Origin of the sequence: Paenibacillus hebaui (genome assembly GCF_051934385.1) — a bacterium.
Classification (GTDB): Bacteria; Bacillota; Bacilli; order Paenibacillales; family Paenibacillaceae; genus Paenibacillus.
In genome coordinates, this window is sequence record NZ_CP196836.1 from 3,230,702 (window position 1) to 3,244,288 (window position 13,587).

Here is a 13,587-nt window from a genome sequence, read left to right on the forward strand (position 1 = left end):
TTATATACATATTCACGGAGATTACAATTTACGATTTAAGATATTTTTGTTGCTTATTTTACAAAAAAATAGAGTATGTCGCTTAATTCGGAAATAAACGACTGATCATTTGAAATTGTAACTTTAAAAATGGAAGGAGTGAATGGACATGACAAACGAAAGGAAATCTGCCACAGATCCCCGGATACTTCGTACAAGACAGTTGATTCGTGATGCGTTTGTCGATCTGTTACAGGAAATGGACATCGAGAAACTATCCGTTAATCGGATTGCGGAGCGAGCGACCATTAACCGTGTGACCTTTTACCTGCATTATCGTGACATCACAGACATGATGGAGACGATGGCTGATGAGATGATCGAACACATCGAAAAGATTGTAGAGGAACATGAGCCTCTTTTTGAGAGTGCAGTAACGGATGAGGGGTGGCCCGTACTTGTGAAAGTGCTTGAGCATTTTGCTGAACATTCCAAGTTCTATCGTGTCGTTCTCGCTTCCAAACGAACACCGATTTTTACAGAGCGTCTCTTGAAATTGCTGACAAGACTCGTTACAGCCAAAGTGGAGAGGATGGAGATGGACAGCGCTCTTGCCGAAGTGGGTATTCATAAGGAAATTGCGATCTGGTACAGTTCATCGGCCCTGATTGGTACCATCATAGCTTGGCTTCGCAATGACATGCCCTATTCGCCACATTTTCTGGCCAAGCAGTTCTCTTTAATTCGAGCGTATTCTTATAATGACTTGATATGAAAAAAACATCTGTCTATAGCCAGGATCAACTATACGCAGATGTCTATTCAACAGAGGATACAAAGGCTATTCTTTTGTCCGGGTTCTTAATATCATATACAGTCCGATGAGTGCTGCCAGAGCTCCAAAAATAATACCTGACAGCCCATTATAAAAGGTAGGATCTCCTTTGTAAGAAAATGACATGATTGCAGTTTGTGTTAATGAAAGCGAAATTAATGAGGAAGAGAAATTCGTCAGTTTAATGGCTTCAATAACCGGTTCATTATTCCGTCTTGCCATAACGGCTCCGCCGAGAGAAATTGCGATTTCGGTAAAAGTCACGGCAGCTATGATGAAGGCGATGTATCGAGGATAATGCGTTATGTTGCCAGCAACAAAGAGTAGTTTACTGCAATAAATGATGTATACCATACTTGATGCGAGCACAATATTGCCTATAAAGTGATACGCTGCGTATTGTTTTTTACTAATTTCGTCCGGGCTGAAATGACCTTGATTCAAGTCCTCATGAGCTTTTGCTGCATAGTACTTGGCAACGGCGATGCCGATATTATAAAAGGCATTAATGCATAAAAAGAAGGAGAGCGAGAAGATCCCCAAGAGTATTTTGCCCACTGCGATAAGGACATTAAGTGGAACGGACAATTTGGCGAAGTAGATAATGCGATTATTTTTAACTTTTAATGCGGATTCTCCTGTATTGAACTGACGTATCCAATTCACTGTATCTCCTCCCGAATGAACCCCGATGTGCAATGAAGGAGTCTAGTGTCTAAGCATACCACAGTAAACCATATGGTCCACGTATTATGTTTAGACATGTTCATCCCTACTTACATGTAGCACAACTAATTCTATTCTTCGTTCGTGAACATGTTCCATTGGTGTCAATCCATTATAATGAAGTAATTGAGAGTGAAATAAACAGTGGGGTGTGAGCATTTGAATATTATTATTTTTGGAGCAACTGGAAGAACAGGGAATGAACTGCTGTTACGTGCACTTAAAGTAGGTCACACCGTTACCGCATTGGTCAGAGATCCATCCAGGGTTAGCGTAACTCATAACAATCTAAAAGTTGTGAAGGGGGAGGCGACCCGCTATTCGGATATCGATGATGTGCTGAGAAAGGAGAAATATGACGCAACTTTTTCTGTGTTGGGTGCAAAAAGCATGCTCAAAAGGGATTTGCGTTTGATTGATGCCGTAAAGAACATCGTTCAGGCAGTGGAGAATAACGATGCCGGGAAATTAATTCACTTGTCCTTTATCGGTGTTCACCGAGATGCTGGCAAATTGGGCTTTTTGTATAAGTATATTATTCCAACATTCATGAGAAACTTGCTTCGTGATCACCAGGAAAAGGATACAATCATCACCAGCAGCAAGCTCAATTGGATTTTGGTTCAACCTCCGATCCTTACTTCCGATGTGTATAGTGGAAAATATATTCACGAGACAGCGATTCATCGGGATAGCTATCGCAAGTTGAAGTTGTCCCGTGCCAATTTGGCTGAGTTCATGCTCAAACAGGTTACTGACAAAACGTATGACCGTAAAGCTGTTCTGGTTACAGAGTAAAGCGATGTACAAATAGGGGATCGCAGACCATAAAGATAGGTTAACATAAAATGACATCTCTATATTTAATGAAAGAAGGGCTATAGCTTGGCACGATCTTTATATATTGCACTTATTCTCCTAAGCCTCATTTGGGGTGGGTCGTTCTTTTTTATCAAACATTTACTGCATGACTTCGGACCATGGGGCATTGCCTTTTTGCGTTCTACCTTTGGGTTTGTGTTCATTACAGCCTTCATGCTGATTATGCAAAAACCGTTTGAGTGGCGCAGGATTCACTGGGGACCAGCTATCGTGGTAGCGATGATCAATATGGCACTGCCTTGGACATTGATCGCTTTTAGTGAGACCAGACTTGCCAGCAGCATGGCATCCGTGCTGAACGCAACGACACCGATTTGGACCATGCTGGTCGGGCTGTTATTCTTCGGCTCTGTATTTCGACGGATACAATGGCTGGGCATGGGCATTGCTTTTGTGGGCATCATCATTCTAATCGGGATTCGCCCGGGATCGCTTGCTACCGTAGACATCAAAGGCTTTGCATTTATGATTAGTGCCACGCTCTGTTATGCAGTGGGCTCTCAATTATCCAAACGTTTATTGGGCGAATTGAACATGTATCAGTTGACGTTTGGAACATTGCTTGGTGCAATGATCGGGAGTGGAATAGTTGCTTTTGCAACAGAAAAAGTTGACCTTACGAAGGTCATAGAACCGGCCAACATCGGTGGATTAATAGGTCTTGGCGTCTTCGGCTCAGGTGTTGCCTATATTCTTTTTAATTACATGGTGTTAAAAGGCAGCCCGGAGTTCGCCACATCCGTTACCTATCTGGTTCCGGCAACGGCAATGATCTGGGGATATACACTACTGCATGAACCTATTGGATGGAACCTCATCATCGGCCTGATTCTCATTCTATCCGGGGTATTCATTGCAAGCCGTAAGGGACGTCGGTCTGAAATTCCGAAGGCAGTGTCCACCTGAAAAGACCGCGATAAAGGGTAATCGATGGATGTTGTCCGTCAATTATCCTTTTTGTTTCAATTAATCAGGCTAGTTTTTGCACAAAATAGGGTGCGTATGTACTTGCATTATCAATTTATAGGGTAGCCAACACATAAGGCTGTAAGGAGTGTACAATCTGCTGATATCTTCGACTCACCAAAAGCGTCTGATTACCGTGATGAATTCATTTCCGATACAACCGAAGTACTCCAAAGCACAGCTGCTGATTAATGATCTGAAATTAAGCTCTTCGGGAGAGGTTGAGATGTTCTATTCTCCACATAATGAGTATATCAATCCTTCTGCAACAGTTATGCTTGTTGGCATTACACCGGGTTGGCAGCAGATGGAGATTGCTTATAGAACGGCCATTAAAGCTTTGAAGGAACACAGCACATATGAGCAAGCCTGTAAAGAAGCCAAATGGGCTGCAAGAATGGCTGGGTCCATGCGGATCAACTTGCTTCATATGCTCCAGGAATTAGGCTTGCATGAGTATTTAAGAGTGCCCGATGTGCAAAGCCTATTTGAAGCAGACTGTACATTGTTACATACAACTTCCCTGATTCGATATCCAGTCTTGGTGAATAAGCAAAATTACAATGGACACCAGCCTTCCATTCGTAAAAATACATTTCTGTATCAAGCCGTACTGGGGTCATTTCTGCCTGAATTGGAACAGTTGAAGCATCCTCTTATCATTCCATTAGGAAAGTCGGTGGAGGCTGTACTTCATCAATTGCTTGATGAACATCGAATTGAGGAAGGGAAAATTTTATGGGGGTTCCCTCATCCATCAGGTGCCAATGGCTCTCGTGTGAAACAGTTTCTTCATACCAAGGCTGTAATGAAGAAAATCCTGAGAGAATTGCCTGATTAAAATGCCTTGGGCAGTAACAGGGTAGAGATGCGCTCAGTTTATGAGTCTAATTCCTTGTCCTTTGGATTTTAAGTCATAGTTACGTTCTTTGATTTCATCTGATACCGTACCATCTTCATTTTGTACTCGTACTTCACGACGGAGTGCAGAGAACTTTAATTCCCCAAACGTAGCGTCTTTATTTAATACAATGCCATTAGGTAATCTCATCACTTTTCCTCTCTTTCTTTATTCTTTTATCATGTCGTCAGCATGTAAAAAGTAATTGGTAAAACCACGAATCAGTTTGACACGTTCCTCAAAGTCAAAGTGCTTTTCGCCAGCTTCAGCAGGAAGTACCACCACAATATCATCTGCTCTTTGAACATCAGAGTAAAGGTTATAGCTTCGAGATAGGACAGTAAGGGGTCCAGCCAACATTTTAACGAAAATATACGCTAAGGACGTTAAGGCGCAAAGACAGCGAATTTTTCCTACTCTAAGCAAATGTCCGCTAATACTTAGCGTATAAAACAGTCAAAATGTTGGCGCTACCCCATATAGAACTACTATAAATCAATCATTCCATCCTTTACATACATCAATCCACTCTGAATAACTAGAGTATTTTTCTAATTGTTTTATTGTAAGTTCAATAGCACTATTGCTACTCCCGCAAGCTGGATAGATTGTCTCAAAACGTTTTAGAGATATGTCTAGATAAACATAAACATCATTTTTAATAGCAAATGGACAAACACCTCCAATTGCATGACCAACCATATCAATGGCTTCATCAGGAGAAAGCATTTTTGCTTTTGTTTTGAAATACTCTTTGAATTTTTTGTTATCCACTTTTGCATCACCGGCGGCAACTACTAAAACAGCTTGTCCATTCACCATAAAAGAAAGTGTTTTTGCGATTCTCTCTGGCTCACAACCTAATGCAGATGCAGCCAAATCCACGGTTGCACTAGATACTTCAAATTCTTTAATTTGAGAATCCATACCATATTGTTTAAAAAAATCTTTTACTTTTTCAATTGCCATAATCATCACACCTCATTTTTAAATATTTTCTAGAAGGTTTTCATCTTTTTCACTATTCATCAAATATACAATCATTTGTTCTATAAATTTCAAATTTACTATATATAGATGAAACTTGCCTATGTTCTTGGGTAAAAAATCATGTTGTAAATGACACATGGTTCTTGATAGGGATTATTATAGGAATGAGAAACATTAGCACGAAAGCGGAGTGCTTGCTTTTCTTTTAGAACAATTTTTTTTGTATTGACTACCATTTCCAACATACCTTGTACCACAAAAACATATTCTTCCACACCATCAAGGTGCCTTTTAGATGGATGGTGACATCCAGGATCAAATTCGATATAGAATATTTCAACGTTACGGGTAGGGTCAAAAGGAAAAACAGGAAATGCTCTCATTTTTCCATCATCTTCGATGATAGCGTCTTTGGACCGTGTATCAACCACACTGCACTCATCTTCTAGCTCTTCCAATAATAAAGATAAAGGAACTTTTAAGCCCACTGCGATTTTCCAAAGAGTTGTAATAGTTGGTGAAGACTGCCCTCTTTCAATTTGTCCAAGCATAGGCTTACTTACATCAGTAAGTTTAGAAACATCTTCAAGTGTAAGATTTCTAGTTGCTCGTATTTCTTTTAACCGTTCTCCAATAGTTAATGCTGGCGATTGCATTGCATCACTCCTTTCGTATGTTATAACATGTCAAAATATAATATAACATACTAACAGTTGAATTCAATAGGCGACAGTGTCGGCAATCGGATTGATGATTTCCAGTCTTGCGTTATAATCAAACTTTTTAAAGGAACACTGGCAGGAATACTCACTTGAATCATGCGTCTTTATCAAATCTCTCTCCTATTTCTTACTTGCTTCTTGCTTTTTACAAATCCATTAATAGTATAATGGTTACTACTACATAGGATGGAAAAGAGGAAAGGAGGAAAAAAATGCCTACTATACTGGTTGCTGATGACGATGCGAACATTCGTGAACTTGTCTGTTTATTTCTACGAAATGACGGATTCGAAACAGTCGAAGCCGAGGACGGCAAGCAAGCCCTGACCGTTTACGGATCAACACATGTCGATCTTGTCGTACTTGATATTATGATGCCGATTATGGACGGCTGGACGTTATGCAAAGAACTGCGGAAAGCTAATCCTGACCTCCCGTTACTTATGCTGACTGCGAGAGGGGAGACATGGGAGAAAGTGAAAGGGTTCGAACTCGGGACGGATGATTATTTGACGAAACCGTTCGATCCGTTGGAACTCACGGCTCGTGTCAGGGCATTACTGAAACGATACAAGATTGGCTCCACACACACGATTCAGTTTGGCAACATCATCCTGGATCGCCAGACGTATAAGGTGATGAACGGCTCGGAGTCGCTTACTTTGCCACTTAAGGAGTTCGGATTGCTGTACAAGCTTGCTGGAACACCAGGACAAGTCTATACCCGTGAGCAGTTGATCGATCAGATCTGGGGTATTGATTACGCCGGAGATGATCGAACGGTAGACGTACATATTAAGCGCCTACGCGAACGGTTTGCGTCTACACCCGAATTTCGGATTGAAACGGTGCGTGGGCTAGGGTACCGGCTTGAGGTTTACCAATGATCAAGTCCTTATATATTCGTGTGGTGCTTACCTTTCTGGTCTCTGTCATCGCAGGCACGATCATTTCTTTTTTTATGTCAACCTTGATATTCAAAGAACAATTGAACGAAAATGCTCAAATTAACTTACGCAACTTTGGCCAAGACGTTGTGCAGATCTATAAGACGATGCCTGCTGATGAGGCGGAATCATTCGTTAGTAGAATGAAACAGCTTAATTCATATCATATTCGAATTTATGATGCTTCGGGCGAGTTTCAGTCCTATGGGAAGCTTAACGGGCATAAATCAGCCCTGGTATCAACAGAGCAACTCAAGAAAGTTATAAGCGGAGGGGTTGTTCAGGACACGCCTAACGGTATCGCTACCGTTCTTTTGGGGCTACCGATCAAGACGGAAATGGGCACAAAAGCGATGTTTCTAGAAACACTCTCCCCGCCTTCAGCCTCTTTTGTGATCGAGTGGGGCTTGATTTTTGCGACCTGTTCATTGATTGCAGGAAGCTTGTTGATTTTAGTTGCCTCTGTATTTCTGGTCAGACCAATCAAGAAATTGACCAAAGCGACCAAGCGGATCGCAGCTGGAGATTTCAACGTCAAGTTGAACATTAAGCAAACGAGTGAGATCGGTACGTTGGCTCGCAGCTTCGAAGAAATGATGCATGATCTACAGCAGTTGGAGCAGATGCGCAGGGAATTCGTTACGAATGTGTCGCATGAGGTTCAATCTCCGCTCACTTCGATATCCGGTTACGCTCTGGCGCTCAAGCAAGTCAATCTCTCAGATCACGAACGAAGCCGTTATCTGGATATTATTATCGCTGAAGCAAAGCGAATGTCCAAAATGAGTGATAGCCTGCTCAAGCTGAGTTTGCTTGAATCGCAGTCGCAGCAACTGAGGCTCATCACTTTAAGCCTTGATGAACAGATCAGACGGGTCATCGTGGCGCTCCAGCCGCAATGGTCTGCTCGCAGCATTCATTTCGAGCTTGATTTGCAGACGGTTAAAGTAACGGCTGATCATGACCAATTGAATCAGGTATGGACGAATATCCTCAGCAATGGCATCAAGTTCTCTGAGGATGGTGGCGTGATAAACGTTAGTATCACACAGGATATCAAAAATGTGATCGTCCGAATATCCGATACAGGCATTGGCATTCCCCTGGAAGACCAGAAGCGTATATTCGAGCGTTTTTTCAAGGCGGATCGTTCCCACAGTCGTAAATATGACGGGAGTGGTATGGGACTAGCTATCGTTAAACAGATCGTATCGCTTCATCAGGGTGACATCCAAGTGGAAAGCGAACCTGGTCAAGGCACGACCTTTATTATCACGTTGCCAATTCATCACCCAACGGATAGTTAGGCTTACAGTATCGGCCGATGTATAGATTATGCATCGGAGGATCTCTACCGTATGTTCTTGTCACGTATAACATGCAAGCTTCCTTGTATGTTATACGTGGCATTTTTTTTGTTTGTTCATATTCAGTTCATATTGCCGTCATGAGGAGTACATCTTTATTAGTTAAGATTTCATTAGCGGCAATGAAGCAAGCCTAACCAACAGTTCAAGACAGGAGAAGATGACAGTGACACAACCAGAGGAAAAGAAAGCAAAGAATGGATCGAGGGCCAAGAAAGTACGAAACATTATACTTAAAATACTAGGGGCAATCGTAATCGCCATTATTCTGTTTCTAGGTATTGTTTATATCACGAATGTGATCAGTAGCAATTCAGAGGCGAAAAAGATAGAGCCTTACGGCCAGCACGTATCCGTAGACGGGAAAAATATGAATGTGCTCATTCAAGGTGAAGGCAAAGAAACGATCGTACTTCTGCCTGGTTTTGGAACAGCTGCACCAGCGCTTGATTTTAAGCTGCTCATCGACGAATTATCTCCATATTACAAAGTTGTTGCAGTTGAGCCTTTCGGTTATGGCTTAAGTGATGCAACGGAAAAAGAGAGAACCTCAGAGAATATCGTAAGTGAAATCCATGAAGCTCTACAGCAGCTTAATATTGACAAATACATGCTGATGGGCCACTCGATTGCAGGCATTTACGGTATTGAGTATGTGAACAAATATCCAGATGAGGTAACTGCCTTTGTCGGAATTGACAGCAGTGTTCCAACACAACCGGGTATGGATGCCAAATTACCTACAAAAATGTTCAATTTCCTTAAAAAATCAGGTCTACAAAGATTGGTGGTCAAATTTAGTGGTGACCCCTATGCTGGACTCGCATTTGATGATCATACCGTAGAGCAGATGAAAATGTTGTCCAATAAAAACTCGAACAGCTCCACGACATTGAATGAGATGGATCATATTGCTTCCAATTTTAAAGAAGCTCAAGGTTTAACCTTCCCTAAAGACCTTCCACTTCTTTTCCTTATACAGGCGAATAATACAGGCGTAGAAGGATGGATACCTTTGCACGAAGAACAGATCAAAGACTCGGTACATGGAAAAGTAATCACAATGGATGGCGAACATTACTTGCACCATACGTTATCTAAAGAAATAGCTGAAGACGTTAGAGCATTCATGAATGAAGCGAAGTAAATGAAATGTTCTAGATAAGTTCAGCGCGATTTCAAAGATGCGTGAATGATGTAAGAAACCGTCCCGTGGGGCGGTTTCTTACAATTTGTCCAATTCAGCCGGTATCCTGCTGTATACTTTATTTCCTGGATTTCGACCGCTCACGTTTGAATCAGGATCTATTAATGAGAGAGAGGAATTCAAATGAGATTATTTGAGATACTTTTAGTTCTATCCTGTTTCGCTTTACTTGTAGATTTATTGTTTATTAAAAGAAGTGCAAAGAAAACAGGATTGGGTTTGAGTATAGGAAGTGGCGTTATACTTGCAGTTCAATTGTTGGTTGAGGGATACAGATGGCAGATGCTTTTGGTATATATCATGACGGCGATATTCATAATCATCGTTTTATTCAGGCATTCCGAAAAGATGGTAAATCTAAAAATAGGGAAGTTCTTGAAATATAGTTTATCTTCCCTAATCGTCATTCTGCTTGTTGGTTCTACCGTCTTATCTGTATACTTACCTGTTTTTGATTTACCGAAGCTTGATGGTCCAGAGAAAGTGGGTACTCAAACATTTCATTTAACGGACCAGAACAGAGACGAAGTCTTCACTGAAGATCAAAGCGATAAGAGGGAGCTAATGGTTCAAGTCTGGTACCCTACTGAAAACATTAATAACAACAAGCGTGACCCGCTGTTTCCAAAAGATAAAGAAATGTTCAAAAAGTATATTCAGAGCTTCTCTACTTCTTTAAAGCTGCCTGACTTTGTGCTCGATTACTGGAAGTATAATAGAACCAACTCTTATGAAAATGTAGAAATATTACCTTCCACAAATCCTTATCCCTTGGTACTGCTATCTCATGGCATGGGAACCAGTAAAGTCCTACATGCATCACAGGCCGAGAATCTGGCCAGTAATGGGTATATCGTGGTCACAATCGATCATACGTATAGCACCTTTGCTACCATTTTTCCGGATGGCCGTGTAACAGATTATACAGCAAAGACGACTACACTAGATGATCGTACAAAGATCGGGAATGTATGGACACAAGACGTGGAGTTTGTAATCAGTCAAATCGAAAAGCTGAATTCAGGTGCAATTGAAAGTCAATTCAAAGGGAAAATCGATTTAAATAACATCGGCGTGATGGGGCATTCTTTTGGGGGTGCAACCGCGTTTAATGCAACTTATTTGGATCATCGAATCAAGGCCGGGGTTAATATGGATGGGTCATTATATGAAGTGGAAAATAGAGATGATATAAACAAGCCGTTTATGTTCATCAGATCGGGAAGTTTTGAAGACTGGTTAGCCAATTTTGAAATGGATAGAAATTCGGATGACGAAGTAACTAAATCTCTTTCAGATGAGCTGCACATTATGAAAAATGTTATCGAACATGGGGGAAATGTGATTTATGTAGAAGGAACGCAACACTTCAATTTCACGGACCTTCAATTCTATTCGGAGTTAATTAAACTGACGGGAATAACAGGAGACATCAATGGTATAAGAGGATCAAAAATCATAAATCAATATGTACTTGATTTCTTTAACAAGCAACTGAAAGGAACGGGTGGAAACCTGATTGAGGGGCCGAGCGACATGTACCCAGAGGTGAAATTTATAGATCCGGACGAACTCTAACCGATCATGTCCGACGGAGTAGACTGACGCTGCTGCATGTTTTCCTGTTCATATTCGGTTCATATTGACGTCACGGGCAGTACATCTTGTTTAGTTAAGCTTACTATAGAACCAAGTTAAGATGGTTCAATATTAGATCAGGACAGGAGAAGATGCGGATGGCACAACAAGAAAAAATGGGGATGGGCAAAAGAGCAGCGAAAAGACGAACTTCAATCGCCGCGTTAACTCTGGTGTTAACGATGTTGGCTCCAATGTCTGCAATGGCCGCGCCTGCTACGAGTAGCAGTTATCTTACGTATGAACCAACCAAGAAAACGGTGATGGAGAAGGCCAAGTTACTCACCGAAACGTACGGAACAACAAGTCTGCAATATGCACTTATGGATCATGGAGAGATTGTGGTTTCAGGTCAGACAGGCAAAAATGATCTAAAGGACAACGTACCTCTTACGTCGGATACGATCTATGGCATAGGATCAGCCAGCAAAATGTTTCTTACAGCTGCTGTGATGAAGCTTGTTGACGAGAGAAAGATTGATTTGGATCTGCCAGTTGTGAACTATTTACCTGATTTTAAGATGAAAGATCATCGCTACAAACAAATCACGCCACGCATGCTGTTGAATCATTCCTCCAGTCTGCTGGGCAGCTCCGGCAGCAATGCCACATTGTACGGGGATAATGACACGTATTCACATGATACGTTTCTGGAGCAATTGGCGAATCAAAACCTGAAGGCAGATCCTGGAGCATTCTCGGTGTATAGTAACGACGGTTTTACGTTAGCCGAGATTATGGTTGAACGAGTTAGCGGTATGAGCTTTACGTCTTTTATACACCAATATTTTACGGAGCCTCTGGATATGAAGCATACCAAAACACCACAGGATGTGGTTGACCCGGCAGACATGGCGGGAATCTACTCTCCTTTGTATGAAGGCCAGCTTCCGCAAGAGAATTATAATATCATCGCTACAGGAGGCATTTATTCCACTGCTGAAGATCTTGTGAAATTCTCACAAATCTTCACGGGAGAGGTCAAAGGCATTCTTTCCAGTAAGTCGGTAGAAGCCATGGAGCAAGAAGAATACAAAAGAGGCATGTGGCCGGAGGATAGCGATACGTCTATATCTTACGGGTTAGGGTGGGATAGTGTGAACTTGTTCCCATTCAGTGAATACGGCATCAAGGCAGTTACAAAAGGTGGAGATACCATATCGTATCACTCATCATTAGTTGTACTACCGGAATACAATCTGGCTGCAGCCGTTACCTCATCAGGTGGGACAAGTGCAAAAGATCAGTTCATTGCGAGTGAATTATTACTCAGCGTACTTGAAGAAAAGGGTATTATTACAGAACGGAAGCCGGAAAAATCATTTGGTGTGCCAGTGAAGGCAGATATACCTAAAGAAATAGCCACGTATGCAGGTATATATGGCGGCAATAATTCGGTTAGGAAGATCGAAATGAATACTGCTGGACAAATGACTATATCCACACTCACAGCTCCAAGTGATCCGGCTCAAAAATACACATATACAGCGGATGGTACTTTTGTTAACGATGAAGGGACAGAAAAGTTGAAATTCGTTACGGAGAAGAATGGAAGGACTTATCTGTGGTCTCGATCTTATATATCCTTGCAAGGACTTGGACAATTGGCTTTCTCAGAATATACAGCGGAGAAGCTGGAAGCCAATGAAGTATCCCAGGATATTACCACCTCATGGGAAAAGCGTGAAGGTAAAAAATATTACGTGGTGAATCAGAAATATACATCAACGGTTTATCTCCATTCATCACCAATCCTCCCTATTCATACGAATAAAGAGACTCCAGGGTATATGTCCAATAATAAGATTACTGGAGCAAACGAAGCAGTCACTGAGCTGCAAATCCCTGGCATGGCTGGACGTGATACAAAGGAGATTTATTTTGCTAAAAAGAACGGAGTAGATTACATTACAGCCTTAGGTAGCGTATTTGCCGGTGAGGAACTTGTACAACCACTCTATTCGGGCAAACAATCTGTAACAACGATTCAAGCAGACGGTTATGCCAAATGGTTTTCGGTACCAGCGACTGTGAAAGGCAAAGTCATGACCGTTAAACTGCCTTCAAATGGCGCCTTTGCCGTATATGATCAAAAGGGTGTGTGTATCAATCACACCGTCATCAGCGGTAAGAATGAGGTTGTATTACCAGAAAACGGCCGCATTGTATTTGCAGGTGAGGTCGGTTCCAAATTTGAAATTTCATTAAAAAAGTAAAAATTAATTTGGTGTATGGAAAGATGATGATTTTCGAAGGAGTAAGAACAGTTACGAACAAAACAAAAAGCCGCAAGCCGCATTTTTGCGGCTTTTTTTCTGTTGAAAAAATGACGAACTTGCATGCGCATTTGCTTGGTTGGAAAATTAAGGTTGACTCTCCTTTTCATTATGCATACAATCGTATACATCAACAGTCGTATACATATGT

At 41.5% G+C, this 13,587-nt stretch carries 14 protein-coding genes; 9 read left to right on the forward strand and 5 right to left on the reverse strand.

Annotated features, from left to right (window positions below):
- The first annotated feature begins 148 nt into the window (after positions 1-148).
- Entirely contained in the window at positions 149-754 is a 606-nt protein-coding gene (locus ACR32F_RS14250) for a TetR/AcrR family transcriptional regulator C-terminal domain-containing protein (protein WP_440119323.1), read from the forward strand.
- A gap of 66 nt (positions 755-820) precedes the next feature.
- Here ACR32F_RS14250 and ACR32F_RS14255 read toward each other — a convergent pair whose 3' ends face one another.
- The gene (locus ACR32F_RS14255; RefSeq protein ID WP_440119324.1) at positions 821-1,480 is read right to left on the reverse strand and encodes a hypothetical protein; all 660 of its coding nucleotides are present in this window, start codon (positions 1,478-1,480) and stop codon (positions 821-823) included.
- Positions 1,481-1,699: 219 nt separating this feature from the next.
- On the opposite strand from ACR32F_RS14255, the gene ACR32F_RS14260 reads away from it, so the two are divergent.
- The 3 genes from ACR32F_RS14260 to ACR32F_RS14270 all read left to right on the forward strand — a co-directional run bounded on the left by ACR32F_RS14260 (position 1,700) and on the right by ACR32F_RS14270 (position 4,229).
- Positions 1,700-2,338, forward strand: a complete 639-nt coding sequence (locus tag ACR32F_RS14260) for an NAD(P)-dependent oxidoreductase (RefSeq protein ID WP_440119326.1) — start codon at positions 1,700-1,702, stop codon at positions 2,336-2,338.
- 87 nt (positions 2,339-2,425) lie between these two features.
- On the forward strand, positions 2,426-3,328 hold the full coding sequence (locus ACR32F_RS14265; protein WP_440119327.1) for a DMT family transporter: 903 nt from the start codon (positions 2,426-2,428) through the stop codon (positions 3,326-3,328).
- Between the two features lie 148 nt (positions 3,329-3,476).
- A complete protein-coding gene (locus ACR32F_RS14270) occupies positions 3,477-4,229 on the forward strand; it encodes a hypothetical protein (RefSeq protein WP_440119328.1) in 753 nt (250 codons plus the stop codon).
- 33 nt (positions 4,230-4,262) lie between these two features.
- On the opposite strand, the gene ACR32F_RS14275 is transcribed toward ACR32F_RS14270, so the two are convergent.
- From ACR32F_RS14275 to ACR32F_RS14290, 4 genes are all read right to left on the reverse strand, one after another.
- Positions 4,263-4,439, reverse strand: coding sequence for a DUF961 family protein (locus ACR32F_RS14275; protein ID WP_440119329.1), 177 nt, complete (start codon positions 4,437-4,439; stop codon positions 4,263-4,265).
- Positions 4,440-4,457: 18 nt separating this feature from the next.
- Positions 4,458-4,649 carry a DUF961 family protein gene (locus ACR32F_RS14280; RefSeq protein ID WP_440119852.1) on the reverse strand — a complete coding sequence of 64 codons (192 nt, stop codon included), beginning with the start codon at positions 4,647-4,649 and terminating at the stop codon, positions 4,458-4,460.
- A gap of 135 nt (positions 4,650-4,784) precedes the next feature.
- Entirely contained in the window at positions 4,785-5,258 is a 474-nt protein-coding gene (locus tag ACR32F_RS14285; RefSeq protein WP_440119330.1) for a YbaK/EbsC family protein, read from the reverse strand.
- Positions 5,259-5,377: 119 nt separating this feature from the next.
- The gene (locus ACR32F_RS14290; protein WP_440119331.1) at positions 5,378-5,935 is read right to left on the reverse strand and encodes a helix-turn-helix domain-containing protein; all 558 of its coding nucleotides are present in this window, start codon (positions 5,933-5,935) and stop codon (positions 5,378-5,380) included.
- Between the two features lie 278 nt (positions 5,936-6,213).
- Between ACR32F_RS14290 and ACR32F_RS14295 the strand changes: the two genes are divergently transcribed.
- The 5 genes from ACR32F_RS14295 (at position 6,214) to ACR32F_RS14315 (ending at position 13,376) form a co-directional block, all read left to right on the forward strand.
- Complete coding sequence (locus ACR32F_RS14295; protein WP_440119332.1) at positions 6,214-6,888, forward strand: response regulator transcription factor; 675 nt, start codon at positions 6,214-6,216, stop codon at positions 6,886-6,888.
- Positions 6,885-8,255: a sensor histidine kinase gene (locus tag ACR32F_RS14300; protein WP_440119333.1), complete on the forward strand. Its 1,371-nt coding sequence runs from the start codon at positions 6,885-6,887 to the stop codon at positions 8,253-8,255. Before ACR32F_RS14295 ends, ACR32F_RS14300 begins: the two co-directional genes overlap by 4 nt.
- 226 nt (positions 8,256-8,481) lie before the next feature.
- Positions 8,482-9,462, forward strand: a complete 981-nt coding sequence (locus tag ACR32F_RS14305) for an alpha/beta fold hydrolase (RefSeq protein WP_440119334.1) — start codon at positions 8,482-8,484, stop codon at positions 9,460-9,462.
- Positions 9,463-9,645: 183 nt separating this feature from the next.
- Positions 9,646-11,100 (forward strand): alpha/beta hydrolase family protein, encoded by a 1,455-nt coding sequence (locus ACR32F_RS14310; RefSeq protein WP_440119335.1) that lies wholly within the window; start codon positions 9,646-9,648, stop codon positions 11,098-11,100.
- Positions 11,101-11,258: 158 nt separating this feature from the next.
- Positions 11,259-13,376, forward strand: a complete 2,118-nt coding sequence (locus ACR32F_RS14315) for a serine hydrolase domain-containing protein (RefSeq protein ID WP_440119336.1) — start codon at positions 11,259-11,261, stop codon at positions 13,374-13,376.
- The last annotated feature ends 211 nt before the right edge of the window (positions 13,377-13,587 follow it).

Bases quoted from the DNA above. Each gene is read 5' to 3' on its own strand.
- ACR32F_RS14250 (WP_440119323.1), top strand. From the start codon at position 149: ATGACAAACGAAAGGAAATCTGCCACAGATCCCCGGATACTTCGTACA.
- ACR32F_RS14275 (WP_440119329.1), bottom strand. From the start codon at position 4,439: ATGAGATTACCTAATGGCATTGTATTAAATAAAGACGCTACGTTTGGG.
- ACR32F_RS14280 (WP_440119852.1), bottom strand. From the start codon at position 4,649: ATGTTGGCTGGACCCCTTACTGTCCTATCTCGAAGCTATAACCTTTAC.
- ACR32F_RS14285 (WP_440119330.1), bottom strand. From the start codon at position 5,258: ATGGCAATTGAAAAAGTAAAAGATTTTTTTAAACAATATGGTATGGAT.
- ACR32F_RS14290 (WP_440119331.1), bottom strand. From the start codon at position 5,935: ATGCAATCGCCAGCATTAACTATTGGAGAACGGTTAAAAGAAATACGA.
- ACR32F_RS14295 (WP_440119332.1), top strand. From the start codon at position 6,214: ATGCCTACTATACTGGTTGCTGATGACGATGCGAACATTCGTGAACTT.
- ACR32F_RS14300 (WP_440119333.1), top strand. From the start codon at position 6,885: ATGATCAAGTCCTTATATATTCGTGTGGTGCTTACCTTTCTGGTCTCT.
- ACR32F_RS14310 (WP_440119335.1), top strand. From the start codon at position 9,646: ATGAGATTATTTGAGATACTTTTAGTTCTATCCTGTTTCGCTTTACTT.
- ACR32F_RS14315 (WP_440119336.1), top strand. From the start codon at position 11,259: ATGGCACAACAAGAAAAAATGGGGATGGGCAAAAGAGCAGCGAAAAGA.